The following is a 26,772-nucleotide window of genomic DNA, read 5'->3' on the forward strand; positions in this document are numbered from 1 at the left end:
ATTCAGTATTCCCGCTTTCTGTTACCCCGCTTTTTACTCCGACTTTCTTTTGTTGACTCTTGTTCAAGTTTCATGGAATCTTAGATTATACATATTATGTATTATGTATTATGTATAAGGCAAATCAACATGCTCAATAGCGAGGGGTGGGTAAATGGGGCGAAGAAAGCGAAATTTTTTGATATGCGCCATTTCGGTGACTATCACCATGGCGTCAGTCGCATCTGCTGAGATCGAGGAAATTGTCGTTTCCGCGGAACGAAGAGATGCGGGACTCTCAACAGTGCCTATGTCGGTACAGGTTCTCTCCGGAGAGGAACTGGAAAAAACCGGTGTTGCGGAAGTTAAGGATCTGTTCAAGTTGTCTCCGTCGATTGTAACCATCGGCGGTTCGACTTCAGCTTCATCCGGTCTGAGGATCAGGGGTATTGGTAATCCAGGATACGGGGAGGGTATTGAACCCTCGGTCGGCGTTGTGATCGATGGTATATCGACCGGGCCCAGTGGCTCTGCCCTGAGTATGCTGTTCGACACAGATCGTGTAGAAGTCCTGCGCGGACCACAGGGCACGTTGTTTGGTAAGAATACAACGGCTGGTCTGATCTCGGTAACGACGAGTGGCCCGACTGATGAATTCGAAGCTTCGGGTCGAATCAAGTATCTGGACGAGTTCGAGGACACCCGGCTTGACTTTGCTGTCAGTGGACCAGTTTCCGATTCGGTGAATCTTCGCCTGGCCGGTTTCACGCGATCCCGAAACAAGGGTGAAACCGAAGCACTGGCCAGCGGTGTTCGGGAAGGCGAGCTCGACAGGTACGGATTGCGCTTCACCGCCGATTGGGGCTGGGATGCATTCAGTGCGAGATCTTCAATTACCTATATCGATCAGGATGACAAGTGCTGCTCTCGCATGATGGTAGGGCTGGATCCGAATCCGGCGCTTTACGGCTACTTCCTCAGAACCTTCATGCTCCCGGCTATGGCTGAGTATGGCGTATTGCCTTCGGGGGAAAGTCGAATCTCGATGAATGGTATTGGGTCTGTGGAAGAGATGGAGACGATTCACATCGTCCATGACATGTCCTACGACTTTGCTTCGGGTTTCACGCTCAGATCGATCACAGGATTCCGGAACTGGGAGAGTTACTCTTTCAATGACAGCGACATGACACCATTTGATATCGCGAATACCGAGGTCGACCGGAAGACCAACGTGAGATCCCAGGAGTTCCACCTTCTTTCGCCGGAAGAGGATGGCTGGTCCTATCTGCTGGGAGCCTATCTGAACCGCACCGAGTTTACCCGGGATGTGGTCTACACCGGGGGATCAGATTATCCGGTCCCAGGCGCAGGTACTTCCGGTACATCCGTGCTCGATGCTGTGCACACCGTCTACAATTATGCGCTGTTCGGAAATGCGAGATACGAAGTGTCTGATGCACTGGCGGTTTTCGCCGGTGCTCGACTTATCCGGGAGAAACATGAGGTTGAAGGGATACGCTATGGAAACATGTTTATCTTCCCGGGTGTCTTCTCTCCGACATCAGGCAGTACTTCTGATCGAGACTGGTCTGCAAGACTTGGACTCGAATATCACACCTCCGAAGATACGATGTTGTACGCAACCTTTGCACGAGGTTACAAAGGGAAGGCCGTGGACTTCGGTAGTAATGGAACCCTTTACACAGGGGACCCTGACGAAACCTGGGTAGATCCGGAAACGGTGGTCAGTGGGGAGTTCGGTGTCAAAACAAGCCTTTTCGATAAAAGCGCCCTGCTGAACGCGAACCTGTTTTTCCAGCGCTATGATGGCTATCAGGCCGAATCAGTGGATGCTCAGCGACTGGTCAGAACACTCCACAGTGAAGGGGAACTTGAAACAAAGGGAATCGAAATCGAGTTCCGTGCACGACCCATCGATACACTGGATATTGCAGCAAGCTTTACCTACATCGATGCAGAGTTCACTGACCTGAAAGGTGGCCCCTGCACAATCCAGCAGATTGCGGTAGAGGGCGGGAACTGCTTCCGCGACTTCAGTGGTGAAAAGCTTGCTGGCGTGCCGAAGTATGCCTACAACCTGTCGGTCGAAAAGCTTTTCCCGCTGTCCAATGGCATGAGCTGGCATCTGCGGGGTGAGTACTCGTGGCGCGATGACATCACCTACGGACTTGACCTCGATCCTAACACCACGCAGGACGCCTACGGACTGCTCAATGTCCGGGCAGGCATTCAACTGAATGACAATTTTGAAGTGATTGGCTTTCTCGAGAATGCTACAGATGAGTTCTACGCCCTGCTGATTGAGGATATGACAATCATGACCGGGGCATACTCCGGTTACGTAGGTGCTGGTCGAACCTGGGGTATCGAGCTGCGGGCGAACTTCTGATCAACAGGCTGCCAGCCCTGCAGCTGGGGGTACAGGTGGAATCTGGATCCGGCTTGGCCGGATCCAGATTCCTTTTCCAATTGATTGTGGAGCATTGAGTGAACTCAGGAATCTTTTCGGGACTGCTGATGCGTCACTATCCGCTCATGGTTTTAAGTCTGGTCAGCTTCTTTTATTACGTTGACAGATACGTTATCTACATCCTCATAGAGCCGATTCGAACAGACCTTAATCTGACTGATGGTCAGATGGGCGTGATTACCGGCATTGCCTTCGCGATCACTTACACGTTGCTGGTGTTGCCGGTCGGTGTAATGACGGATCGGGTGAACCGGGTCCGATTTCTGGCGGTCTTCGTAACGATCTGGTGTGGTTTCACTGCGCTTTGTGGTCTGGCACGCAGCTATGCGGAACTGATTTTTCTGAGGGCGGGAGTTGCGGCGGGAGAGGCAGGCGGTTCCATACCCGGGCAGGCACTGATTGCCGATTATTATCCTCCAGAGACGCGCGGCAGAGCTTTCAGTGTCTATTTCTCGACGGCGCACATCGGTAAATTTGCCGCCTTCTCGGGGGCAGGATATCTCGGTGAACTCATTGGATGGCGGATGACGTTTGTCGTCGTCGGTTTGATGGGGCTTTTTCTGGGACCGCTGCTCATGCTCACCCTGAGGGAACCGAAACGGGGTGCCGCAGAGAAAAAGGAAGGCCAGGAAGTCCTTCCTGCACCACCTACCCGTCTTGCTCTCTCCAGACTTGTGCAAAGGCGTGGCTATATGTTGCTGGTGGTGGGGTATGCACTTGCCGGCATGGCGCTTTTCTCAATGATTTCCTGGTTACCTGCGTTCTACATGCGCAGATTCGATCTTGAAACGGGAGACGCGGGTTTCCTGATAAGCCTGACAGTCGTCGTCCCTACACTGGTCGGAATGGCGATCGGAGGGGTTCTATCCGACAAACTGCTAAAGACGCATATCAGCTGGATCGCATTCCTACCGGCGATTGCGCTGATAGCATCGTGTCCGGCGATGATTCTGCAGGTCTATGCACCGAGTATGACGCTCACTATCCTGATGGGCCTGATTCCTGCATTGACCATGGGAATCTACGCACCTCCCTTGATCGCAGCTATTCATCTGACGGCGGGTGCGCGGATTCGCGGGACCGCGACCGCTATCGTGCTGGTTGCACTCATGTTTTTCGGCCAGGGTGTTGGACCGGCGCTGTCCGGACTCGTAAGCGATCTGTTTGCAGGCCACAACACGCCTTCGCAACCCTTCCTGTCGTTGCGCTACTCACTGAGTTGTATCTCTGCTCTCTTCATTGCGGGCGGGGTTGTGCTGTTCTTCGCTGGGCCAAGGATAGGCCGGGATGCCGTGACTGCGAAAAGTTTCGATACTGACAACTCGGTAGTTCTTCAATGGGAGACAAAGAAACTGACCGGATGAGGTCACATTCGAGCGAAAAACTCATCGCTTAAGGTATTGGGACAGCAGTAATGACAGAAGAGAATAGTTCGAGCACCGGCCCCCTGGAAAAGGTAAAGGTGATTGAGATCACGACTACCTGGGCCGGTCCGATGGCAGGATGCATTCTTGCGGATTTTGGTGCGGAAGTGATACGGGTAGAACATCCCGACGGCGACGTCACTCGCCGAATCGGTTATCGATTCCCCGGAACAGATGAATCCGTGAATTACCATACCGTCAATCGCAACAAGAAATCCATCGCACTGGACCTGCACGATGCTCAGGCACAGGAAATAGCCAGAAAGCTCGTCGCAACAGCCGACGTTCTTATCGAAAACTTCCGCAAGGGTGCACTCGAACGCTGGGGCCTTGGCTACGACAGGTGTGCGGAGCTGAACCCGCGACTTGTCTATGCCTCGATAACAGGATTCGGTCAGAACGGTCCATATTCGGAACAGGCGGCTTATGACCCGGTCATTCAGTTCATGAGTGGCTGGGCATCTAGAAATGGCACGAGATCCAGTGGTGCACTCAGAGCACCTACAGCGCTCGCCGATGATCTTGGGGGTGTGCATGCGGCGCTCGGTGTACTTGCGGCATTACGACACAGAGATGTTACCGGGCGCGGGCAGTATGTTGATATCAGTATGATGGATGCGATGCTGTTTCAGTCAAACACAAACCTCACAATTGGTGCTCTCGGAATCGAACAGGAAAAGCAGGAAAATCGTTATCCCACGGTTCCTGCAAGTGTTTACGACTGCAGAGATGGACAGATCTACATCGCAGTGCTGCTTGAAAAGCAATGGACCAATCTTGCGAATCTGATAGACAGACAGCTGGCGGCGGATTCCAGATTCTCTTCCGCAGCACTCAGAGTGAAGTATCGGGAAGAAATTGATCAACGTGTCAACGACTGGTGTACTTTGCAGACACGCGCGGACGTACTTGCCCTCTGTCACAGTGTCGGTATTCCAGCAGCTCAAGTGGCTACTTTTCGTGAAGTCGCACAAGACCCCCAGGTAGAGGCTAGGGACATGCTGCAAAGAGTGGAAATCAAACCTGGAGTATTCGGTGATCTGGTAGGGCCGGCGGTCAAGTTTTCAAGCACTCCGACGAGGATTCGCAGCGCCGCACCCGGTGTCGGCGCCCATACTGAGGAAGTTCTCGAAAGTATTGGCTATTCCAAAGAGGACATCAGTGAGTTCAGGATGTCGGGAGTTATCTTACCTCTATCCCGGAGATCTGATGCTGATTGATGAGTACCTGCCGGATTCTCAGGTTTCACTGAAGGCCTATACGATTGAGATCGATGCGCCGATCGAACCTGTATACCAGGTCGTTAGAAAACTTGACCTGAGAAATGCCTATCTTCTCCGAGTACTCTTCTGGCTGCGAAGCCTTCCTGGCAGGCTGACGGGACGGAATCCTCTGGGTCCGACGCTGGCTGACCTGGAACTGGCCGGTCTCACATTGGTCGAAGAAGCTCCGCCGCACGAACTGCTGCTTGGACTTGTGGGCAAAATCTGGACGCCCGGTGGCGGTCTGCTGAAGGTGAGCTCAGCAGACTTTCGAAACTATTCCAACCCTGATGTGGCCAAGGTCGTCGTAAGTTTCTCACTGGAATCACTGCCGGGCGGACGCACGCGCCTGACCACTAAAACCAGGGCATTCTGCCCTGGGGCGGAAGGGCGGGAAAAGCTGCTTCGCTATGCGCGGTTTATCAGTGTGATCAGTGGAATGACCCGCAAATCCGCACTGCGCGGTATCAGGCGTCAGGCACACCAGATTCGTCATTAGTAAACGTCCAGAGGCTGGAATCGGCATTTTCGGAGTTCGGAGTCAGCTGCCGGTGCGCCGGATGTTGGAACGAATTGAGGGAAGGTGAATTCAGAGGCGCTCGGGCGGGCGCAGCATTAGGCAGCGGGTTCGGGAATGGGAGGCGGAAGCCTGTCGCTCAAAACTCTCATGGTTCTGCAGCCCGGATCACAGCAGAAAATTCCCTGAAAACGGCCCGGTGTGAGATATCGGGCATGGCAGCCGAGGGATACCTGCAGTGTTACTGGGAAGGGGATCTTCCCGTCACCGAAGAGATTTTCCGCAGCAACCGGCTCGACTGGTTATACGCGCGTCTGATGGGTGATGCGGGATTGCACAGGGAGGTGGAGCACTATTTCCGCTTCTACCTCGAAGGCCCGGAGCCTCACGACATCCCTGGCTGGATCGATCTCGCCGGTGGGCGTGGCAGTCAGCGTAACATCGAAGGCACCATCGCCGCGGTGCGGGCCGGAATGCGGCTGACTCCGCCGGATTCATTCAATGTGATGTGGCCCTTCACCTGGGTCCTGCCGAGAACGGGTCGGATCGAGGAGGCTGAGGTGCTGATCGAGCGGGGCGCCACCTTTCCTGCGGACAGTCACATCAGCTGCAATCCCGCGGACTACGAATGAGCCGGTGGACCTGCAGCAGGTGATCGGTTCTCGATCGTCCTTTTCCGAGTTATCCCGACGGCGGATGTTTTCACCGTAGATGACGCCTCTGTTGGTCCCGTACTGGCTGCTGGAACCGGTACCGAAGTCCAACCCGCCGCCTTTCGTCTCGATCTGTCCGGTGGCGCCTTCGAACCGGCCCGTACCGGCGTGTACATCAAAATGGATTTCGATGGTGAAAGAGTTGTCCAGAAAGCTGAAGCGCAGCGTGCCGGGCGGTGAACTGGCCATACGTACGTACAGCAGATCACCGTTCTGCTATCGCCGGACCGGCTTGCTCGCACTTCCAGGGATCCGGGGTCGTCCGCCCGGGCGGTCATCCCAAACCCTGCTCCGACGACCAAGAAACCCGGAGATATCCACAGTTGAATCTTTCGCATCCCGCTGCTCCCACTAATTGCCCTTAAGGAACTCCGCTATGCGCAACTCAAGATCTATAGCGTCGCGAATGGTGGCGCATTACTCGGACGCATAACTTGGAATGGGAGATTGTTCGGGGGGAACGGGCGCCTGCGTTCTTCTGTGGAACTGACGAAACCCTGATGTTTCTCTGGTGATCAGGCAAAACGACAGTCAGCTTTCATATCGATGCCTCGATACAGGACTCGGTTGTCATGCTAGCCTTCGAAACCCGGGCAACCAGGCGCGCAGATGACTGCACGCGACGAATACGCATTGCACCCCACGCAACCGTCTGGCCACCTCGCTCCTTTTGGAATCCCCGCGCGACTGGTGCTATCGATCCTGGAGAGTGCCGGGATCCTGTACGCGTCATTGAGCCCCGTGATCGTCACCGGACTCGCACAGAGTGGCGCGTTGGATCGTGCGCAGGCGGGCTATGTATTCTCCTGCAACATGCTCGGTACAGCGCTTGGTGGTCTGTGCATCATTTTTTTCGTGCACCGGCTGAACTGGCGCCGCGCGTCAGCAGGGCTGCTCGTCGTGCTGATAGTGCTCGACCTGATCTCCGCCACTGTGAGTGCGCCAATGCAGCTCTATGTGCTGCGATTCGCCCATGGACTCGCCGGCGGCATTCTCATCGGGGTGGCCATGTCAGTGATTGCGCGGATGGTCAATCCTGAGCGCACGGTCGCTCTTTTCATCATGCTGCAACTCATCACCGGCGGCGCCTTCACGCTGCTTCTGGCTCCGTTGCTGGCGAGCCCTGGCACGTACATCGTGTGGTTGTCCCTGGCGGCGTTCTCCCTGCTGAGCCTGCTGCTCCTGCCGCTGCTCGGCCCCTATCCGGTGGAAACTAGACAGGACGGAAGCGTGGCGACGGAGCATACGGCGCCGTTCGCCTGCATCCTCTTCGCCATGATCGCCTTGTTCATCTACCAGTGCGGCGAAATGGCCGCCTTTGCTTACGTTATCGAACTGGGATTCCACTATGAGTTCAATGCGGGCTTTACGGGCACAGCGGTGGCGGCTTCGCTGTGGATCGGCGGACCCGCAGCCCTGTTCGTTACCTGGTGGTCGACGCGCAGCGGCCGCCTTGTGCCTTTCCTCATCAGCGGAGCGCTGATGGTGTGCTCGATCGCGCTGCTGTTGCTGCCCATACCCCTGTCGTACCTGCTCGCCAACATCGGCTTCGGGATCTTCTTCAGCATCTCCTTCCCGTATCTCATGGGCATCGCCTCTGAGATGGACAACTCAGGGAGGATGGGGACCGCCGCCGGATTCGCAGGAAATCTGGGTTTGGCGGCAGGACCGACGATTGCGGGTTTTCTGGTTGGCGAGAATCAATTCGAGCGGGTACTGATGTTTGCAATCGCCGCGATTGCTGTGAGCATGATGCTCGCCACCGGGCCAGCCCGCATGCTGGACCGGCGCAATCGGACAGGGCGAGTGGTCTGGTGAGCGCGCGACGGCGACCTGCTGTGGAGCTGACAGAAGCCTGATATTGCTCTGGTGATTGGGCGGTGGGCGGGTTGTTGACTGACCAGACGTTCAAACAGATCAGAGTCCGGCTTGCAGAGGAGAGGTGGAGGGCTGCGGGTTGTCTGAAGTTGTGAACTGCCGCGGGTCACAGGTAACGTGCACCTCCGCAGGCATGGTCGCAGCGCGCCTGCACAGCTCTTCTTTCCACTCCTGTGTGTAGCCGAGCGCGTCCTGCAGTGCCACGAACCAGGGGTGCGAGCGCAGCTCCGGGGGCGTGAAGGCTGCGTACCAGAGCCAGTCTCCACGAATGTATGGCGCATGCTCCGCCGCCGCCAGTTGCAGAAACCTTTCGGCACGCGGATCGCCGAGGCGCAGGAATTTAATTCCGGCCTGTGTATAGCTGCCCATTTCAGCGAATCGCTCCGCTGCTTCGCGCGCCCCGGGGATATCCCCTTGCGCGATCGCGATTTCGAAAGCGAGGGTGGCCAGAAACTGGTGGTTTCTGATTGCGGTAAGCGAATCCCGTGGCTGCCGCTCAGTCAGCTGGTAGACGTCGTCGTAAAGTGCCTGGGCTTCTGCCAGCCGCCCAAGGCGGGGCAGTCCCCAGGCCGCGCCCCACAGCACGTGCACAGGATCTGCGGTGGCGCCGGCCAGAGCCCGGCTGGCTTCTATGGCACCGAGGGCGTCATCGCGCAGCACACTCGTCATTTCCATCACCCGCAGACCGCCGGAATGATGAGGCATCTGCTCGTTGAACCAGCGAAAAAAGCGTTCTCCCTCAGGGTACAGGCCGGAATGCAGCATCAGCCAGGCGTAGCCGTAGGCCATGTCGTCACGAATCGTAAATTCGCGGGCCTCGATTTCAGCTTCCGACAGTTCCCCGTCCACGTAGGCTTTCATCTCGATCGGCAGAAAGGTGGAGAGTCCGCTGCGCTCGTAGGCATCCCTGGCACGCTGGAAGTAGGTGGGGTCGCGACGGAGTTTAGCGATCCCGAGCCACCCCCAGGCCATCCCATCCCAGCCCTGGCGCCAATCAGGATCGAGTTCCAGGGTGCGCTGCCACCAGAAGTTTACGTCGTCGAGCTGATCTCCACCATCCAGTTTCAGAAATTCGACGAACGCTGCATGAGCCAAGCGGTTTTTCGGCGCCCAGCCTGAGGGTCCGATCGCATAGGTGAACCAGACGGCAAGGCGAGCTGCCTGACTGGCAAGCCGGTCCGGGGAGGCGAAAACGGACTCACTGCTTCGGAACGTTGTTGCCCAGAGCAGATCACCGGCTTTGACATCTGTGAACTCGACTTTGAGCAGCGGTCCATCAACGCCGCGATTCAGAGTCCCTTCGATCAGGTAGTCGATGGAGTCCGCAGCACTCTCCGCGAAATCACCCACAGTGGCCAGAGGAGGGGCGACCTTTACAGTCCAGTCGGGCCAGATTCCAAGCTCGTAGCGGGAAAGCTGATGCCTCAGTTCCTGGGTCATCGCGCTGGCCATCGCACCCAGCTGCTGGTCACCGCTGACATCGACGAGTGGCCGCACGGCGAATCGAGCGATGGTTACGGCACTGGATTGGGTTGATTCAGCGGGTAAGGCAGATGGTGCGTCGGTGGCACCACTCAGCAGCAGGGACAGACCGATACCAGCCCCTGTGACACCGATCGCGCTCCACAGCATCCAGGGCCGCACCCGTTGCTGTCGGGGTGAGTTCAGTCCTTCACCGTTTGCGGTGATGACCTCGGCCATCGCCCGATACCCGCGCCTGGGGATGCTTTCGATGTACTTCGGATGGCGGGAGTCGTCGCCCATCGCCTTGCGGAGCTGGGAGATGCGCTGGTGGACGGCTCCTTCTTCCACCACCTGTTTTGCCCACACATAATCGAGGATTTCACTGGTGGAAACGACGTGGCCCTTCTTCTCCAGCAGATACATGAGCACGTCGATGGCCTTGCGCTCGAGTTTGTGTTCCTCCCCCGGGCGCGTGATCAGATTCAGTTCCGGGTCGATCTCCCAGTCACCGAACCGAATGGTCTCTGCATCTTCCCGCAACACAGCTCTCCCGGGCTGCCGTGGGTTTACTATACTCCACAGCTCCCCGGGGTGTGCCAGCCACTCCACAGCGCGCTCACTGGCGCTCAAAACTGTACCGTACCGACGCGCCATAGATCCTGGGTTCGGTCAGGAAGTAGTTGCGGAAGAAGCCTGAGGTGTCGGAAGTCAGGTACTTGCCTGTGATGTTGTCTTCGTCTTCGATGTTGCGGACCCAGGCTCTCACCATCCACTGACCGTTGTTGCTTTCATAGATCAGCGAAGCATTGTGCTGATCCCAGGAATCAATTTCGTCGCCCACCGTATTGAATTCCCTTGCGTAGGAATCATCCTGCCAGTAATAGTCCCACCTTGCGGTGAGTGAACCGAGCAGCGCGTCCAGTGCCCAGGTGTAGGCAATCCCCAGATGGATGGTGTGTTCGGGAGAGTTCGGTAACTGGTTGCCGTCCAGATCCGTTGTCAGTCCATCGGAGGTCGCTACGCCGTTGCCTTGCAGGTAGGCGCGCGAGAAGTAGGCGGGTATGGCGACCCCTCCGGAATTCACCGGGTAAGTCACTCCAGGCGCTGTCGTGCCATTCGCATCGCTCAAAGCTGCGGGTGGACCCGCAGCGGGAAACAGCGCCCCATTGACCAGAGCCTGGGTGATCTGACCCTCCCGGGCGATGTAGTTCACCGCTGTAAGCGATCCCGGGTCGATGTTCTCCAGCAGAATCCATTCCGGATTACCGGCGGTGCGGTTTACCGGGTCCACCGATGCCGAGCCATCGACCTCGGTATCCAGCCAGGAATAGGCGGCATCGATCGCGAGTCCAGGCAGCGCTTCGGGGCGCCAAACCGTTTCCAGCTCGAGACCCATGATCTTCGAATCGATGTTGTCGTTGATCGAGGAGTTGTTGGCGATACGGGTCACCTGGAGCCCGCCGTAGTCGTAGTAGAACAGAGAGCCGTTCAACACCAGTCCGCCATCGAGAAAGGTGTTCTTGGTGCCGATCTCGAAGGCGTCCACCTCCTCGGAATCGAATGTGAAGGCGGAAGTTCCCTGGAAGGCGGGCGGAATCGCGGGATTGAATCCACCTGGCTTGTAACCGCGACTGAAAAAAGCGTACACCATGGAATCATCGGTCACCTGCCAGTCGATGCCGATCCGGCCACTGACCTCTGTCCAGCTCGCCTTGCTGGGACTGCCTGTCAGGGTCCGCGTTTCTCCGAACTGGGGGACCAGCGGCACAGCGGCGGAAACAGCCAGGCGTTGCGGACTCAAGGGTGCGGTACCGGTTGCGGCAGACACCAGATCCGGGGCGTACAGGTTACCCAGCGCAACATCCGCATCGTTACCGAACAGAAAACCCGTTGTTCGTGTCCAGAAAGGCCCCGGCCCGAGCGCGCCACCGACCAGCCCGGCGATGTCCACGGCGTTGTAGAGCACGCTGGAATCCCTGGTCTCCTTGTTGTCCTCGTTGTAACGCAGTCCAACCGTGAGTTTTACCGTGTCGGTGAAGTCGAAGTAAGTCTCACCGAAAACCGCCCAGCCATCCTGCAGGGTGCCGCCACCCGGGTCAGTGGTGTTGTTGAAAAAACCGGGATAGAGAGGGGGCGCAGCCAGTGCCGCCGAACCGTAGTCGGTAACCAGATCCAGAGTGTTGGCGAGAACATAGTAGTCGCCATAGGACTCGGCATCGTAAGCGTTTGCACCGAAGATGAAGTTAAATGGTCCATCAAGGCGGGATGCGGCTTTCACCTCCAGCGTCCAGTATTCGGACCTGGCATCGGCCTGGTCGTAGGCAAAAATACGCGACTGATCGACCGGCAGCACGCAGCCGCCTTCTACACCGGCGGTACCATCATTGAGATTGCAGGGACCCGCACGCCAGTCATCGCCCGCCCGCCCGGCGGGCTCCGAAGTAGGCCATAGACCCGTCGGATTCTGAGCCGTGGGATTTAAGGTCGGTCCCACGTTCATCTGGTAGTCCTGACGGGAAAGGTACTCGGTTTCCTGATAAGCACCCAGAATGCCGAGATCGAAATGCTCGAACTCATAGTCGAATCCCGCGGCGAATATGTCTTCTTCCTGTTCGAAAACCGGCTCGAGGTCTGTGTGCATGTCGCGAAAGCCCATACCGGCCGGTCTCGGATAGTCGTAGTTGAGTCCGGGCAGACTGCTTTCGTCGCCGCGCACACCCAGAGGCAGCGCACCGGCCGTGCCACCGAAGATACCGCCAGTAGTGGAGCCCAGGTGCGGCTGCTCGAAGCCGAATGCATTGGGTTGACAGCCTGTCGTTGGCAGCGGGTTGGTCACGCAGACCTGGTTGGTGATGCGCGCCCGGTCGTCATCCTCGTCGAAGTGCGTGTAAAGGGCCCAGAGATTGGCCTGCTCGGTCATCGCCCACTCACCGGTGAGGCGAATCGACCAGAGGTCCCGTCCGTCGACATCGCCATCGATTCCGGGCAGCCGGGCACCACTGCTGTCGCGCTGTTTGTTGGCCAGGTTGTCGACATAGCCATCCCGCTGCAGAGTCATACCGGCGAGCCGAAAAGCGAGTGAATCGTTTACCGGCAGATTGATGGCTCCCTTGAGTCGCCTGTGGGAATAGTCGCCGAACTCCCCATCGATGAATCCGTTCACGCTATCCATGTCGGGGCGTCTGGTGATGAAGTTGATGGCACCGCCCGTCGCGTTACGACCGAAAAGCGTGCCCTGGGGGCCGCGCAGAACCTCAACCCGCTCCATGTCGAAAAACTCTATGGCGTTCAGGTTGCTGGAGATAGGTATCTCGTTGATGTGGGTCGAAACGCCGGCTTCTCCCGAGGCTGCGATCACCAGTCGGCCGATTCCCCTGATGCTGAAACTGGAGTTACCGAAATTGGTCGCCGTAAAGCTTACGTTGGGCGCATTGAGCTGAAGATCGGAGGGGTTGATGACCTGCTTTTCTTCGAGCATCTGGCCCGACAGTGCCGTAACGGCGATAGGCACGTCCTGAATACTTTCGGCAGATCGCTGTGCGGTGACGATGACTTCTTCTATCAGGCGCTCCTCCGCCTGACCATTGAGAGCGTGGCAGACACCGAGAATGAGCAGCCACAAAGCTGCGGACGAACGGAATCCTGCATCGCAACGAAACATGGGTTCTCTCCTCCCCTTGTGGGCCGGCAACGGGCTCTGGGCCCCGGCGGCGGTGGGAGTGAGCGTAGATACCGTCAGTCAGGAAGGACTTTTGGTCCGTCTGAAGATTGCCTGCGGTTTGCCTGAAGATTGACCCACGGGCAGCTAAAACAGCCGCAGACCGGCCGCATCATGGCTTACCCGATGTGGAATCCGCCTGTTTCTGTTCTAGGTGTCCAGACTGGACACACGATAGAGCGAAAGGATTCTGGGGCTGAATGAAGGGCTTGTTGTACACTCAAAGTCAACCTGCTTTCGTACTCCGTTCTCCATCCGGAACGCACCAATTCGGTAAAACCGCTCCCCGTTGTCCTCATCCACCTTCGACTGGTAGCTGCCTTTCAGGCGGAAATCGTCACGCGGGGCATGGGCCTGATGCAGTGCGGTAACACAGGCGAAATAGCCGCGTTCTCTTTTCGAGATGCCGACCGCCTGATGGGAAGCGACGAGCAGCGGTGGCGCGGAAGCATCGCGGATTGTGCAGCCGGGACTGGCGACCAGCAGTGGCAGCGCAAGCAATGTGCAGTATGCGGAAATTCGTTGCATCACTGTCCTCCCTCGATGAGTGGAGGATGAATATAGATCGCTCCGGTTATCGCGGTCCTTTACCCGGGCTCTGTTTCGTCTGAAGAATTCATTCTGTTTATATAAGGATGTCACTCACCGGATCAGTTGCCCCCTGACCGAAGCAGTCCGAACTGGAGGCGATATGGCGGCGGATTCTTATAGCTGAACAGCAGCAACGCCCTGATTGTCTGTAAGATTGCCAGGGTCAGTGGTACCGGCAATAATTCGAAGAGACTGCTCCAGCAGAGGAACCCCCTATGACAGCCAGACGGCCATTATCCTTGCTGCTCCTGCTCTGTTTCCTCAGTGCCTGCGTAAGCCCGATCAGTAAGCTCGCAAAACTGACTCCCGACGAAGCCGCTGAGATGAGTGACAAGCAGATATGCGATCGCATTTCGTGGAACAGCGCAGAGAAATATCCGGTGTTCAACAGTGAGATCGATCGCAGAGGACTCAGTCTGAATCAGTGCTGTTACCAGCGGCTGATCAGATCAGAACCCCTCTGCCTTGGACAGGTCATGGGTGAGAAAGGCACCAACGGAACCTTCCCGCCAGCTGAGACAGTCACACTGATTCTGGACAGGAGCGCCGTTCAGCGGCCCTATGTCACCATTGGCACGGTGTATGACGCCTGGAATGAAAACACCGGAACAGGTGTGGTATTGGATTCTGATATCGGCCCGCTGTTTCAGAAGCAACTCTCGTCTCCGGAATATGGCTTCCGCCCTCTCTCAATTCGCTTTATAGAGCAGCGCTTTGAAGAGCGTTACAGGGAGCAGGCTCAGGAAATTGGTGCGGATGCACTCATTGTGACCATTGCAGACCGCATGAAATTCGAAGCTCCGTTAATCCTTGGCGCTCCGGCAACGACAACCAACAAAGGTGAGAAGGTGCGGCTCTATTTCGATGCGATCAGATATACGGACTGAATCCGGCTGTCGCGGTTGGCCAGGGCGACGCCGCGGGACTTGATCGCAAACGTCATGAGGCGCTGGCGCACACTGCTGGGTGTCCTATCCACTGAGCGCTTCGACGGTGGTCACAGTTCGCGTCCGCCATCCCGTCCTCAGGACCCGCGCAGTTGCGGCTACAGCCCGGGCGGGAGGTTGTTTTTTTCCGATTTCAGGCGATTCACCAGCAGCGGTGCCGCGTAGGCCTGGTCCAGATACCGGCGCAAGCGCGGATACTGACCACCGTCCACATCGAAATCGCCGTACTGGGCCTGAACGAAACAGGTCACAAGGGACAGATCGGCGATGCTCAGGCTCGAACCCACCAGATACCCGGACTCCGGCACCAGAGACTCCACGTATGCCAGACATTGAGGCAGTGCGTTGTCGAGAATGTTCGCCAGGCGGGCTTCGTCGGCTGGCTGCTTCATCATCTTCGGTTTCAGCAGGCGCTCCTGAAAGATGCCCGCGCAGTTCTCGATCAGGCGGCTGTCCGCATATTCTTCTATCCAGCAGGCCCGGGCTTCCTCCCTGGGGTCCTCGGGATACAGACTCCTGCCGGGTACGATCCGGTCGAGATAGCGGCAGATTACGCTGGTGTCCGGGATGGTGAAGCCGTCGTGGTCCAGCACCGGGATCTTGCCGAGTGGACTGATCGCACGGAATTCCGGTGACTGATCACCCGGAAAGGTCGGAACGTTCTCATACTCGAGTTCGAAGAATTCCAGTGCCAGCATCGCTTTGCGGGCGAAGGGAGAAAGGGGAACGCCGTAAAGTCTGATCATGGTCTCCTCCAGGGTGCGCCTTGTCAGCCGAGCATAGCAGCTCCCTCGGTCCAACAGATCGTGTCGGCATCTATCCTGCCCAGGCCCGTCAGAGTTCGCGGCGATGCTTTTCGAACCTGCCAGCACCAGCGCATGTGCTACTGGGATCGGATTGCACCGCGTTTTTTTGACGCAACGCTCACCGTCACCGGTATCAGCCGCCCGGCAACGACACCGGAGGCGGGTCACTGTCCGTCGACAGTGCTTCCCTGCAATGCTCCGGAGCCAGCCAGCCCTGCGACTGATCCAGAACCGCGGAACATCCGATCATCGGAGCGAAGGGCTGGATGTCACCGAAAATGGTTGCGAAGGCGACGTCCGCAGCGTCCCGGCCGGTGCCGATGCGCACCAGCCCCATGGGAATGGCAAGGCCCGATGGGTCGAAGATATACCAGCCATCGCCCAGAAAGACTTCGACATAGGCGTGGAAATCCGGTGGACCCAGACTGGGATCCGCGCCGAAATCGGTACCCGTTACGAATCGCGCGGGCACATTGACTGCCCGGCACAACGCGATCATCAGATGAGCGAAATCTCGACAGACACCCACGCGCTCTACCAGGGTATCAATGGCGGAAGTATTCGAGTTTGTCGTATTTGGAGTGAAGGCGACGTGCCGGTTCACCCAGTCACGGATGGCCTGAATGCGATCGTAGCCCTGATTGAGCCTGCCGAATTCATTGCTGGCGAACTTAAACAGCCGGTCAGACTGGCAGTAGCGGCTCGGGTAGAGGTACTCGATCACGCCAGTCGGGAGATTGCTGATAGAGATTTCGGTCAGCGTGCCCGGATCGACCCGGCGATGGTCGAGTTCCACGATCGCGGAATAGTCGAGTCTGAGGTCACCCGGCGGTGCATGGAGACGCATGCAGCGATTGCTGGTGATCGGATCCGTGTAGAACTGTGGCTGAATCGCGGGGTTCAGATTCAGGTGCTCTGTGGACACAACCTGACGCCGGGTGTGTGCGGCATGCACATTGAACAGAAAATCGGCTCCCGGGTCGGAAATCCGGTATTGCAGGGATATCTGCAGATCGATGCGGATCAATAATTTGTGCTGATGGCAATAAAGGGTACCAGCATACGCTGAATCTGCGCCGTGGGCCCCAGGGCGCTGGAGATCGTCGAACCCGCATTCCGGCAGTTGCAAGCGGCTCCTCCCATGGCCCGTGGCCGGTTGATCCTGTTCCCCGCGGCTGCAATGAGTCTCAGACCGACCCTGCAGATTGTGTAAAGAGCCCGCGCATATTCGGATCGGAAATACTCATTGTGCGATTTATTCAACCGGTTGCTAATCCTTAGCATACTAGGTAGTTTTGTGAACGCTGCGCAGATCGCGAACCAAGTACAGGTCTTCTGGTACAGCGATGCGCGTCTGAAAACAGCCTTGTCTTTCCGGGGAGAGAGCCATGCCTGAATACCTCATGTCAGGTCGATCCGACCTGTTTACCATTACCGCTGCGTTGCTGTTGGGTGGTCCCTTCGCCGCAGTTACCGCGAATGCCGCAGAGATGGCCGCACAGCGGGCGACAAACACGACCATCGAAGATATCGTCGTCACGGCCCAGCGGGTGGAAGAAAATCTGCAGGATGTGCCCATCGCCGTCAGCGCCTACAGCGAAGAGGAGCTCTGGGTGAACCGCATGAATTCGATGGTGGATATCGCTCAGCGCACGCCGAGCTTCACCGCCACCGAGGTGAATCCGGGAGAGCCCAACCTGAGCATCCGGGGCATTGGAACCGAAGGCATCAACTCCAACGCAGGGGGAGATGCGTCGGTCGCCCTGTTCGTGGACGGCGTGTACATCGGTCGTGGTGGTGCCGCGCCGCTCGATCTCTATGATCTGCAGAGGGTGGAGGTGCTGCGCGGCCCCCAGGGCACACTCTTCGGCAAGAACGTGGTCGGTGGTGCAGTCAACCTGACAACCCGCAAGCCCGCGTTCGACGACGATTTTGTCGAAATGGCCGGTTCTTTCGGTAACTACGATCGAATTGAACTGCTCGGCCGCTTCAATCGACAGTTCAACAGCAGTTTTTCCGTTTCAGGTGCAGTGAGTTCCCGGCAGCGGGACGGATATACCTACAACGAGACAACCGGCAATCACGTCGACGACGAAAAACTGGCGGCTGGACGGCTCTCGTTCCGCTACATGCCCAGCGACGAACTCGACATTGTGGTTACCCTGGACCATCTCAATCAGGATCAGCGCGGTCAGCCCCGCGATAATGTCTGCGATTCAAGCTTCCAGGGTGGTGTGCATTGTGTCGGAGTCAATCCGAAGACCCGGCGGGTCAATGCGTTTGATGATGGTTACCTCGATCGGGATGTGACGGGAATCAGCGCCAATATCGACTACGAGACCCGATGGGGCACTTTCACCTCCGTCACCGCCTATCGAACGGCAGATTATTCCCACGCCGATCCGTTCTTCAGTAATCCCATCAATCCGCCAGCCCAGATCGAGTCGTACAATGAAAACAAGGAAGACATCGATCAGTTCAGCCAGGAATTCCGTTTGAGTTTCGATGCCATGGACGAACGACTGCGTGGTGTGGCCGGACTCTACTATCTGTCTGAGCACAACAGGCGCGATGAAATCCTTGTGCAGACCTTTCCGGTATCCGTAGTCAGCGGTACCGGATCGTTTCCCCAGGATGTGGATGCCTCGAGCTATGCGATCTTCGGGCAGCTCAACTACGACCTTACTGAGAAGCTGACCCTCAGCGCCGGTGCCCGGATGACCTGGGAGAAGAAGGATGCTGATCTGGCCGGTGTACTGATCAGCGGCCCGGGATTGCCGCCGCCGCTGGCAGAGGAATATTCCGTCAGCGACGACAAGAGCTGGGACGCCTTTACCCCCAGATTCGCGGCGAGCTATCGGTTTACCGACGATGTGATGGCCTATGCCAGTGCCTCCAGAGGATTCAAAAGTGGTGGCTATCAGGGTACGGCGGGCACCGCCGCCAGTGCTGCAACACCCTACGATCCCGAATTCGCCTGGAGTTACGAGATCGGCACCAAGACCCAGTGGCTCGAAGACAGCCTGCGGGTAAATGTCGCCGCCTTTTACATCGACTATGAAGACCTTCAGGTATCTCAGCTGGTACCGCTGTGCTGTGTGGTGATCGGCAATGCCGCGACTGCAGAAATCAAAGGTGTTGAAATCGAAGTTGTCTATCGGCCCATACCGGGACTCGACATCAACGCGAGTTACAGCTGGCTCGACGCCGAGTTTGATTCGTTTGCCAGCGGTGCCACCGCCGACAACTCCGGGAACACACTGCCGCGGGCTCCAGAGAATAAATATAACCTCGGTGCGCAGTATGAATGGTCGATCGGAGACCTGGGTACAGTCGTGGCCAGGGTGGACTGGGCGCACCAGAGCGAAATCTTTTTCGAAGCATCGAACACACCGCTTGAAGTGCAGAAAGCCTATGACGTCATTGATGCACGTCTCGCACTGCGCGCGCATGACGACAACTGGGAACTGGCCTTCTGGGGCAAAAACCTCGATGACGAACTCATCAAGACACACATCGTAGCCTTCGCGCCGTTCCAGCAGCAGCTCAATGTGTATCAGCCACCGAGAACCTATGGCGCAACAGTACGCTTCCGCATGTAGCGCGAACATCCGGGGCAGGGGACACAGAGCATGAACAACGGACCCGGTACACGGTTTCTGTGTGAGGTGTCGATCGAACTGGATTCGAGCGCGCCTCTTGCCATTGGTGTGTCCCCCTGGCGCAACAGGCGGGTCAGCGACATCGCGGGGGGGCGCTTTGAAGGCCCGCGTCTGGCCGGTGTGGTACGACGCAGTGGTGCTGACTGGTCCGAGGGGGGGCGGTCAGCGGATGGCGGCATTGCCACGGCGCTGGACGTCCGCTCTCTGTGGCAGACGGACGATGGTGCGCTCATTTACGTGACCTACACAGGGCGACTGGTGGTGCCCGCCGCCTCGGTTGAGGCATTCAGAGATCCTCTGGGTGTGGCGACCCTTTCGACCTCCGCCTACTACTTCCGAATAGCACCGATGTTCGAGTGTGCTGCAGAGCGTTATGGCTGGTTGAATGAAATCGTCGCGCTTGGCGTCGGCCGACGTACCGCGAATGGAGTCCAGTATCGCGTGTATCAGGTGGAGTGATGCCCGCTTCAGTCCGCGCCTGGGGCACTCTCGGTGTGCTGATGGCGGCATACACGATTTCCTTTATAGATCGCACGATCCTGAGCCTGCTGATCCCTCCGATTCAGCAGGATCTGGGTATTTCGGATACGCAGATCAGCCTGCTGGTGGGGATGGCGTTCGCTGTTTTTTACACGTTTATGGGCATTCCACTGGGACGGATCGCAGACCGGCACAACCGGCGTAATCTGATCGCCGTCGGGATCGCGGTGTGGTGTCTGATGACCGCCGCATGCGGACTGGCGAGAAACTACTGGCAGCTGTTTGTCGCCCGCATCGGGGTCGGTGTGGGCGAAGCGGCGCTTTCTCCGGCCGCCTACTCACTCATCAGTGACCTGTTTCCAAGGGAGCAGCTGGGGCGGGCGATTGCCCTGTACTCGGTGGGGCTTCCGATCGGCTCCGGGCTGGCGCTTCTGATCGGTGGGTTCGTGATTGAGACGCTGGCGGGGCTGCCGCCAGTGGATGTGCCGTTCATCGGAATTCTGCGTCCCTGGCAACTCACCTTTCTGGTGGTCGGCTTGCCCGGAATTTTCGTGGCGCTGCTGGTCATGACACTGCACGAGCCGGCTCGGCGGGGCCGCGCCGGGGAAGCAGGCAGTCCGGCGCTGCCGCAGGCACAGGCAGTTTCCGGTGTCGGGCTGATCCAGTTTCTTCGGCTGCGCCGGCGGGTACTTGCGCATCAGTTCGGCGGTCTCGCTCTGCTCGTGATCATCGTCTACGGCTGCACCGCCTGGATCCCTACCTTTTTCATTCGTGTTCATGGCTGGACGGCGGCCGAGATCGGTACTGCCTACGGTGTGATATTCATGATCTGCGGCTCTGGAGGACTTCTCGCGGGAGGCCAGCTCGCCGACCGCTGGTGGCGGGCCGGTCGAAAGGATGCGCACCTGCGTGTCGTGCTGCTGTCTGTGGTCACCATGACACCCTGTTTCGCGCTGATGCCCTGGGTTTCCAGCGCGGATATCGCCATCGTGCTGCTCGCGGCGGCGACCTTCACGTCCAGCCTGCACGGTGGTGTGGCGGGTGCGGCACTGCAGCTGATTACGCCCAACGAGTTGCGCGGGCAGATGACAGCCGTCTATTTCTTTATCGCCAATCTGGTTGGACTGGGTCTCGGCCCTACGGTGGTGGCGCTGATCACTGACTACGGATTTCGGGATGCCCAGTCGGTCGGGATGTCGCTGACCCTGCTCTCCGCATTCGCCGGCATCGGCTCGATTCTGGCGTTGTCTTCCGGGCTCATGCACTATCGACGCTGCATCGAGTAGGGGAAACCGACCAGCCCCACCAGCGGCGCCCACAGGAGCACCACATGTTCGAACCGGATGGAAAAGTCGCCTTTGTCACAGGTGCTGCGAGTGGAATCGGTTTGGGTATGACCCGCGCATTCACCAGCGCCGGTATGCGCGTGATGATGGCCGACATAGAGCAGCAGGCGCTGACCACGGCGGCGGAGAGTCTTCGCAGGCAGGGTGCCCAGGTGGAGACGGTTGTCTGTGACGTCTCGGAGCGTTCGTCGGTTTTCGCAGCGGCCGCTGCGACCATCAAAGCCTTCGATCGGGTGCACGTTGTGTGTAACAACGCCGGTGTGACCAGCGGCGGCCTGATGGAGGAATGCACTGAAGGTGACTGGAACTGGGTGATCGGGGTGAACTTCCTGGGTGTGCTGCACGGCTGCCAGGCCTTCCTCCCCCATATCAAACGCCAGGGAGAGGGCGGACACATCGTCAACACCTCGTCGATGGCCGGTCTGCTCGGGGGAATGCCGGCCTGGGGACCCTACAACTCGACAAAGTATGCGGTAGTCGGGCTTACCGAGGTGCTGCGGCAGGAGGGCAGGGCAGGCGGCTTCAGCGCATCCGTTCTGTGCCCGGGAGGTGTGAACACCCGTATTTTCGAAGCTCCCCGCAACCGTCCCGATCGATTCGGTACCCAGGAGTCGGTGGTGGCCGACAATGTTGCGGTCGACGACCTGAAGAAAGGTCTTGATCCCGACATCGTCGGCAGGCTGGTGCTCGAAGCCATTCAGGCTAACCGACAGTTCATCTTCACCGACCCACGTTTCCGCAGTCTGGTGGAGCGGCGTCACGAGAAGATGCTCTCGGACTTCGAGTGGGCAGCCCGCTCGGGTGCACTGGTCACATCGGGCGCTCCCGGTTCGGAGACCTCAGACTGACACGTCCCCACAGGCGATCAGCAGGAGATTCTGGCGGAAGAGGTAGGAGTCGAACCCACCAGGCACGTACTCGCACCTCAACGGCTTTGAAGGCCGCGCGCCCCACCGGGGACGATGCTCTTCCGCGGGCGAGTGTAGCATCAGTGCATCCCGGGTGATCGGGCCGCGGTCCGTGAGCCTGGCGGCGGCGGGGTCGGAATATCCTCCGGGATCTGCCGGGCGAACTCCTCACTGACCCCCAGGACATCGATCAGGTAGGCCAGCCGATCGGTGAGAGGTGTGCGGGTTACAGTCCCGTCGGCCTCTATGCGTACACCTTCGCCCATACCCACGCCGATGCGACCGCCATCCCGCACGAGGTTGAAGTTCAACTGGAAGTTGAAGGGGCTCCAGGTCCGTGTGGCCTCATGCTGCACGGCATACCTTTTCACATCCACGGGCCATTCGTCGATCCGGCAATCGAAAGGTTCAGGAGCATGAAGCCCGCGCCACCGTACGGCGTATTTATCTCCCAGCCAGTGGCCCTGCACCCCCCAGGCCGGATGATCGATGCTGGCGTCCTGTCCCGGCTTGATCGGCAGTGGCTCCACGAACATGATTGAGGCATCAACCAGGTAGCGGTCGCCGTCGATCTCGACGATCACGCTGCCATGATTCGGGGGCAGGTCGGGCGCGACCATCATTGTGCCTACAGCGCGATGTGCCCTGAAACCAACCGCACTTAACAACTCGCACCAGGCACCGTGAATTGCCCAGCAGGTGGCGCCTACGCCGTGCTGGAGCCAGGTCTCGAAGAAATCCCGCGGATCATCCCCTGGCAGCGGTCCCGGTGCGCCGCTTCGGCAGGCGATCAGTTTTCGACAGTTGTCGAACGGTACGTGGTTGCACCAGGCGGTATAGATCTGGCCGAGACCTGTGAGGTCGACTGAAGGAGTCGCCGGCAGACCGATGCGCTGCAGGATGTTTTCCACGAGTGCTCGATCCAGGCCGGGCATGGTTACCCCTCCCTGATGGTCCGGTTGTGATGGCGGGAAATCGATGAGGATTATGCCGGTCTGGCGGAACGGGTCCAATAGTGGCGTATTATGGGGACGCCTCAGGGATGGGCAGTTATCGGACGGAGTGTCTGGCATGTTTTCACATCCGTCTGTCCGCGCCGTATTTCGAATCGCTGCGGAGCGGACCGTCGAAACTAACCGATAGTTCCTTTCCGGGGGGTAGGAGGAGTGAACGCGGACCGTTTTCTGCCGCAGCAGCTGCGCCAGGGTAGCGTCGAAACCCGTCGCCGCGCGCGATTGGTTCTCTATGCACTCCTGATTGCGAGTCTGGCGGCGCTGCTGTCGGCGTCGATGATGCTGTATCTCGGTCACCGTACGACCGCCTTCGCGCTGCTGCTGGTTCCGTTTGCCCATGCAGCAGTTTATCTGCTGCTGCAGGTTTCAAAATCGACCAGGCTGTCCGCCCATGTCTTCATGGGGCTGATTTTCCTTGAACTCACTTTCGATTATGGGCCGGACGACGGTTATGGGGTGCTTGTCACCATTGCTCTGCCCCTGGCCGCCGCTGCGCTCATCGGTCCCCGTGCGGGTGTGGTGTGGACCGGAATCGGAGTGCTGTGGGCCGCCTACCTCGGTCCTGTGGTCTTCCGCCCCGACGATATTCCACCCGGGCTCGGGCTCAGTGCTGCAATTATGACGATTGTGGTCGGCATAGGTTCGGCGATCATCGAATCGATCAGGGCACGCGCGGTGGAGGAAGCAGCAGCCAATGAGCAGCGGCTTCAGGCACTGCGGGACAGCATTCAGACATTTGCAGAAAACTCCTTTCCCGGCATCGTGGTCACCAGCGAACGGGGCATCGACTATGTGAGCGATGGAGTCAGGGAAATACTCGGTTACAGTCAGGAGATCTTCGCCTGTCAACCGCTGGTAAATTACATCCACCCGGAAGACTTCGCGCTGACCCTGCGTAAGGTTACAGCCACGCCAGCCAGGGGTTTTCGCACAGAGCTGCGATTGCGTCACAGCGATGGCCGGTGGGTCTGGTACGAGGTATGGGGGATGCCGCTGGGAGAGGCCGCGCACAACGATCACTGGATATTTGCCGCCCGGAACATCGAAGAAGAGCGCCGCGGTCGCGACCGGCTTGTACAGGCCCAGCGACTGGAGGGCATCGGTGTGCTCGCAGCGGGTATTGCCCACGACTTCAACAACCTGCTGACCGTGATCATCGGTTGCGCGGACATGATGCCGGAGAGCGAGGGACGCAGGAACATATTGCTGGCGTCTGACAGGGCCGTCGAGCTGACGACTGCGCTGCGGGCATTCGCACGCAGTGTTCCTGCACACACACAGGTTATTGATATCGTTGCCGTAGCCAGAAAACTGGAGCCTCTGTTTCGAAGTCTGCTCAGTGCCCGGATCAGGTTCGAGATTGATGCCCCGGCGGATTCTCTCTGCGTGCGGCTACCATCTGCTCAGTTCGACCAGGTACTGTTGAATCTGGTGACCAACGCAAAGGAGGCGATGAGCAGCGGTGGCGAGCTCCGATTGACCATCGAGTCTACGGTGGTTGGTTCAGAACTTGTCGAGCTGCTCGAAATCGATTCTGGAAAGTACGTTCGGATCACACTTGCTGACACCGGAGCCGGTATGTCGGATACCACGCTTGAGCATGCATTCGATCCGTTCTTTTCAACCAAAGCACCTGCAGCAGGATCCGGTCTGGGACTTGCGAGCTCCTATGGCATTGTCACCCAGGCTGGCGGTGCGATAGACATAGAAAGTGTGATCGACGTGGGTACGACGGTTCGGGTCTATCTGCCGGAGGTTTCTGATGATTCGGCTCCGGATTCAGCGATGACGACCGTCGAACCATCAGCTGAGATGACAACGGAAGCTGTGGCATCCCAACCGGCTCAGATACTGGTTGTCGAGGACGATGCGGCGCTGCGCACCCTGGCGAAACTGGCACTGACCTCGGCCGGATTCGAGGTTGCGACCGCAGAAAGTGGTGAAGCCGCTCTGCCACTTGTCCGTATGCGACCACCGGACCTGGTGATCACTGACATCGTGATGCCTGGATTGCGTGGTAACGAGCTGGCCTTGCGGTTGCGAGCGGAGCGGGCCGAGCTGCCAATTCTGTTCGTTTCAGGCTATTCGGGTACCGAGATCGATGACTGGACGGGATGGGATGCGGCTACGACAGGGTTCCTGGCTAAACCATTCCGGCCTGCGGAACTGATCGCCCAGGTAAACCGGTTGCTTGAGCGGGAATCATAGGCATCTGAATCCGGTGCAGAACAACCTGGGGCGGATGTCCCTTCCTGTGTCTGTAAAAAACCAGAGAACTTGATAATCTACCTCTCGCCCCACCTCCGAGTGAAGTTCCTCATGTATCTGCGTATCGTCCCGCTCGTCACTTCGATCGCGCTGCTTTTCGGCTGTACCCGCGGCGGCCAGTCCAAACCCACCTGGGAGACGGCAGCCGGAGTCGATATTCCGGCCTCTGTGTCCTTCGGCTGGGTGGATGGGATCACCGGATCTCCGAATACGATTCTCGAAAGCCGGATCACCGATGCCCTGCGAACCGGTCTCACCGGTAAAGGCTATGTGGAAACCGCTGCTTCACCGGACCTGCTCATAAGTTACGAAATCATGGAGCGGGAAGTGACGAAGCAGGGCAGCCCGATTCGACTTGGCGTAGGACTGGGTTCCTATGGGGGCAATGTCGGTGGCAGCGTAGGCAGTTCCGTCGATGTGGGTGGTAAGCCTGGAACGCTCCAATTGAATCAGCTGAGTATTCGCGCACTGGATCCTGAGACCCGCAAGGAAGTCTGGATTGGCCGCACGGCGACGTTTGAGCCGCAACCGGATTCCGCGCTCGTGAAGCGGGTTGTGGCTGCTGTGCTGAAGGGATTTCCTGAAAGACGTCCCTGAGGTGAACCGCACCTGGGGTTTCTGGTGACCGGAGAGCAGCTGTCCCCGCTTGTGATCTGCAACACGGCTGTGGGGATCAGGACTTCGGACAATTCTGTGGTCAACTGACACCAGGCCATACATGCGCAATCTAGTCATCTTCCTGCTCGCTGTCGCTGTCGGCTGGTGGTATCTGGGTTCTTCCTCGACCGAAGCGGTGGTGCTGCCTGACGGAGAGTTCCAGTATCCGGACTACCGTTTCGAGGCCATCGAACCCTTCAGTATCGAAGCACGGGTCTTGTCGCGGGAGGACTATCGCTTTGGCCGGGAGGCGGATCTCTCACCCACGGATCTGGCGCTGGGTTGGGGACCCATGGCGGATGAGCAGGTACTGCGCAGCTTCAAAATCCGACAGTCCAATCGATGGTTTACCTGGCGTGCGGACACCTTGCCGATCCCGCGATCGGAAATTGCGGCCAGCGCCGCGAACATGCATCTGATTCCCGCGAGTGCGCAGGCTGCAGCACAACTGTCCGAAGTGCGGACCCACGATCGTATCCGGCTGCACGGCAGTCTTGTCGATGTCAGTGCGGCGGACGGCTGGAAGTGGCGTTCGTCGCGTTCGCGAACCGATACGGGCGCCGGTTCCTGTGAGCTGCTGCTGCTGGAGCGCATCGAGTGGATCTGACATCCACCTTCGATTACCGCCGATGAGCGAAGACTATG

At 58.2% G+C, this 26,772-nt stretch carries 20 protein-coding genes and 1 tRNA gene; 14 read left to right on the forward strand and 7 right to left on the reverse strand.

Annotated features, from left to right (window positions below):
- The first annotated feature begins 154 nt into the window (after window positions 1-154).
- From R3E82_03990 to R3E82_04015, 6 genes are all read left to right on the forward strand, one after another.
- Entirely contained in the window at window positions 155-2,392 is a 2,238-nt protein-coding gene (locus tag R3E82_03990; GenBank protein MEZ5550028.1) for a TonB-dependent receptor, read from the forward strand.
- 98 nt (window positions 2,393-2,490) lie between these two features.
- Window positions 2,491-3,837, forward strand: a complete 1,347-nt coding sequence (locus tag R3E82_03995) for an MFS transporter (GenBank protein ID MEZ5550029.1) — start codon at window positions 2,491-2,493, stop codon at window positions 3,835-3,837.
- A gap of 50 nt (window positions 3,838-3,887) precedes the next feature.
- Window positions 3,888-5,117 carry a CaiB/BaiF CoA-transferase family protein gene (locus R3E82_04000; GenBank protein MEZ5550030.1) on the forward strand — a complete coding sequence of 410 codons (1,230 nt, stop codon included), beginning with the start codon at window positions 3,888-3,890 and terminating at the stop codon, window positions 5,115-5,117.
- Window positions 5,107-5,658 carry a hypothetical protein gene (locus R3E82_04005; GenBank protein ID MEZ5550031.1) on the forward strand — a complete coding sequence of 184 codons (552 nt, stop codon included), beginning with the start codon at window positions 5,107-5,109 and terminating at the stop codon, window positions 5,656-5,658. Before R3E82_04000 ends, R3E82_04005 begins: the two co-directional genes overlap by 11 nt.
- A 233-nt stretch (window positions 5,659-5,891) precedes the next feature.
- Window positions 5,892-6,308: a hypothetical protein gene (locus R3E82_04010; protein MEZ5550032.1), complete on the forward strand. Its 417-nt coding sequence runs from the start codon at window positions 5,892-5,894 to the stop codon at window positions 6,306-6,308.
- Between the two features lie 690 nt (window positions 6,309-6,998).
- Window positions 6,999-8,207 (forward strand): MFS transporter, encoded by a 1,209-nt coding sequence (locus R3E82_04015; GenBank protein MEZ5550033.1) that lies wholly within the window; start codon window positions 6,999-7,001, stop codon window positions 8,205-8,207.
- 99 nt (window positions 8,208-8,306) lie between these two features.
- Here the strand turns inward: R3E82_04015 and R3E82_04020 are convergent, their stop codons facing one another.
- From R3E82_04020 to R3E82_04030, 3 genes are all read right to left on the reverse strand, one after another.
- Window positions 8,307-10,271, reverse strand: coding sequence for a winged helix-turn-helix domain-containing protein (locus R3E82_04020; protein ID MEZ5550034.1), 1,965 nt, complete (start codon window positions 10,269-10,271; stop codon window positions 8,307-8,309).
- A gap of 76 nt (window positions 10,272-10,347) precedes the next feature.
- Entirely contained in the window at window positions 10,348-13,392 is a 3,045-nt protein-coding gene (locus R3E82_04025) for a TonB-dependent receptor (protein ID MEZ5550035.1), read from the reverse strand.
- A 207-nt stretch (window positions 13,393-13,599) separates the two neighbouring features.
- Window positions 13,600-13,977: a hypothetical protein gene (locus R3E82_04030; GenBank protein ID MEZ5550036.1), complete on the reverse strand. Its 378-nt coding sequence runs from the start codon at window positions 13,975-13,977 to the stop codon at window positions 13,600-13,602.
- A 386-nt stretch (window positions 13,978-14,363) separates the two neighbouring features.
- On the opposite strand from R3E82_04030, the gene R3E82_04035 reads away from it, so the two are divergent.
- Window positions 14,364-14,927 (forward strand): hypothetical protein, encoded by a 564-nt coding sequence (locus tag R3E82_04035; protein MEZ5550037.1) that lies wholly within the window; start codon window positions 14,364-14,366, stop codon window positions 14,925-14,927.
- Window positions 14,928-15,085: 158 nt separating this feature from the next.
- Here the strand turns inward: R3E82_04035 and R3E82_04040 are convergent, their stop codons facing one another.
- Both R3E82_04040 and R3E82_04045 read right to left on the reverse strand, forming a co-directional pair.
- On the reverse strand, window positions 15,086-15,733 hold the full coding sequence (locus tag R3E82_04040) for a glutathione S-transferase family protein (protein MEZ5550038.1): 648 nt from the start codon (window positions 15,731-15,733) through the stop codon (window positions 15,086-15,088).
- A gap of 193 nt (window positions 15,734-15,926) precedes the next feature.
- Window positions 15,927-16,820: a transglutaminase family protein gene (locus R3E82_04045; GenBank protein MEZ5550039.1), complete on the reverse strand. Its 894-nt coding sequence runs from the start codon at window positions 16,818-16,820 to the stop codon at window positions 15,927-15,929.
- 361 nt (window positions 16,821-17,181) lie between these two features.
- On the opposite strand from R3E82_04045, the gene R3E82_04050 reads away from it, so the two are divergent.
- From R3E82_04050 to R3E82_04065, 4 genes are read left to right on the forward strand one after another with little or no spacing between them, the layout of a single operon-like run.
- Window positions 17,182-19,395 (forward strand): TonB-dependent receptor, encoded by a 2,214-nt coding sequence (locus tag R3E82_04050; GenBank protein MEZ5550040.1) that lies wholly within the window; start codon window positions 17,182-17,184, stop codon window positions 19,393-19,395.
- Between the two features lie 30 nt (window positions 19,396-19,425).
- Window positions 19,426-19,914 (forward strand): DUF3237 domain-containing protein, encoded by a 489-nt coding sequence (locus tag R3E82_04055; GenBank protein ID MEZ5550041.1) that lies wholly within the window; start codon window positions 19,426-19,428, stop codon window positions 19,912-19,914.
- Window positions 19,914-21,221 (forward strand): MFS transporter, encoded by a 1,308-nt coding sequence (locus R3E82_04060; GenBank protein ID MEZ5550042.1) that lies wholly within the window; start codon window positions 19,914-19,916, stop codon window positions 21,219-21,221. Before R3E82_04055 ends, R3E82_04060 begins: the two co-directional genes overlap by 1 nt.
- A gap of 44 nt (window positions 21,222-21,265) precedes the next feature.
- Complete coding sequence (locus R3E82_04065) at window positions 21,266-22,129, forward strand: SDR family NAD(P)-dependent oxidoreductase (GenBank protein MEZ5550043.1); 864 nt, start codon at window positions 21,266-21,268, stop codon at window positions 22,127-22,129.
- Window positions 22,130-22,160: 31 nt separating this feature from the next.
- Here R3E82_04065 and R3E82_04070 read toward each other — a convergent pair.
- A tRNA-Sec gene (locus R3E82_04070) sits at window positions 22,161-22,253 on the reverse strand.
- A gap of 16 nt (window positions 22,254-22,269) precedes the next feature.
- Window positions 22,270-23,124 (reverse strand): arylamine N-acetyltransferase, encoded by an 855-nt coding sequence (locus R3E82_04075; GenBank protein MEZ5550044.1) that lies wholly within the window; start codon window positions 23,122-23,124, stop codon window positions 22,270-22,272.
- Window positions 23,125-23,355: 231 nt separating this feature from the next.
- Here R3E82_04075 and R3E82_04080 point away from each other — a divergent pair, with 231 nt between their 5' ends.
- The 3 genes from R3E82_04080 (at window position 23,356) to R3E82_04090 (ending at window position 26,734) form a co-directional block, all read left to right on the forward strand.
- Complete coding sequence (locus tag R3E82_04080) at window positions 23,356-25,410, forward strand: response regulator (protein MEZ5550045.1); 2,055 nt, start codon at window positions 23,356-23,358, stop codon at window positions 25,408-25,410.
- Between the two features lie 111 nt (window positions 25,411-25,521).
- Window positions 25,522-26,067 carry a DUF4136 domain-containing protein gene (locus R3E82_04085; protein MEZ5550046.1) on the forward strand — a complete coding sequence of 182 codons (546 nt, stop codon included), beginning with the start codon at window positions 25,522-25,524 and terminating at the stop codon, window positions 26,065-26,067.
- A gap of 121 nt (window positions 26,068-26,188) precedes the next feature.
- Window positions 26,189-26,734 carry a hypothetical protein gene (locus R3E82_04090; protein MEZ5550047.1) on the forward strand — a complete coding sequence of 182 codons (546 nt, stop codon included), beginning with the start codon at window positions 26,189-26,191 and terminating at the stop codon, window positions 26,732-26,734.
- The last annotated feature ends 38 nt before the right edge of the window (window positions 26,735-26,772 follow it).

The organism is Pseudomonadales bacterium, from assembly GCA_041395945.1.
In the GTDB taxonomy this organism is placed as follows: Bacteria; Pseudomonadota; Gammaproteobacteria; order Pseudomonadales; family Azotimanducaceae; genus SZUA-309.

What these genes read in the sequence shown, in the direction of transcription:
- R3E82_03990 (MEZ5550028.1), top strand. Translation starts at nt 155, where the DNA reads ATGGGGCGAAGAAAGCGAAATTTTTTGATATGCGCCATTTCGGTGACT.
- R3E82_04000 (MEZ5550030.1), top strand. Translation starts at nt 3,888, where the DNA reads ATGACAGAAGAGAATAGTTCGAGCACCGGCCCCCTGGAAAAGGTAAAG.
- R3E82_04005 (MEZ5550031.1), top strand. Translation starts at nt 5,107, where the DNA reads ATGCTGATTGATGAGTACCTGCCGGATTCTCAGGTTTCACTGAAGGCC.
- R3E82_04010 (MEZ5550032.1), top strand. Translation starts at nt 5,892, where the DNA reads ATGGCAGCCGAGGGATACCTGCAGTGTTACTGGGAAGGGGATCTTCCC.
- R3E82_04015 (MEZ5550033.1), top strand. Translation starts at nt 6,999, where the DNA reads ATGACTGCACGCGACGAATACGCATTGCACCCCACGCAACCGTCTGGC.
- R3E82_04025 (MEZ5550035.1), bottom strand. Translation starts at nt 13,392, where the DNA reads ATGTTTCGTTGCGATGCAGGATTCCGTTCGTCCGCAGCTTTGTGGCTG.
- R3E82_04030 (MEZ5550036.1), bottom strand. Translation starts at nt 13,977, where the DNA reads ATGCAACGAATTTCCGCATACTGCACATTGCTTGCGCTGCCACTGCTG.
- R3E82_04035 (MEZ5550037.1), top strand. Translation starts at nt 14,364, where the DNA reads ATGAGTGACAAGCAGATATGCGATCGCATTTCGTGGAACAGCGCAGAG.
- R3E82_04040 (MEZ5550038.1), bottom strand. Translation starts at nt 15,733, where the DNA reads ATGATCAGACTTTACGGCGTTCCCCTTTCTCCCTTCGCCCGCAAAGCG.
- R3E82_04050 (MEZ5550040.1), top strand. Translation starts at nt 17,182, where the DNA reads ATGCCTGAATACCTCATGTCAGGTCGATCCGACCTGTTTACCATTACC.
- R3E82_04055 (MEZ5550041.1), top strand. Translation starts at nt 19,426, where the DNA reads ATGAACAACGGACCCGGTACACGGTTTCTGTGTGAGGTGTCGATCGAA.
- R3E82_04060 (MEZ5550042.1), top strand. Translation starts at nt 19,914, where the DNA reads ATGCCCGCTTCAGTCCGCGCCTGGGGCACTCTCGGTGTGCTGATGGCG.
- R3E82_04065 (MEZ5550043.1), top strand. Translation starts at nt 21,266, where the DNA reads ATGTTCGAACCGGATGGAAAAGTCGCCTTTGTCACAGGTGCTGCGAGT.
- R3E82_04075 (MEZ5550044.1), bottom strand. Translation starts at nt 23,124, where the DNA reads ATGCCCGGCCTGGATCGAGCACTCGTGGAAAACATCCTGCAGCGCATC.
- R3E82_04085 (MEZ5550046.1), top strand. Translation starts at nt 25,522, where the DNA reads ATGTATCTGCGTATCGTCCCGCTCGTCACTTCGATCGCGCTGCTTTTC.
- R3E82_04090 (MEZ5550047.1), top strand. Translation starts at nt 26,189, where the DNA reads ATGCGCAATCTAGTCATCTTCCTGCTCGCTGTCGCTGTCGGCTGGTGG.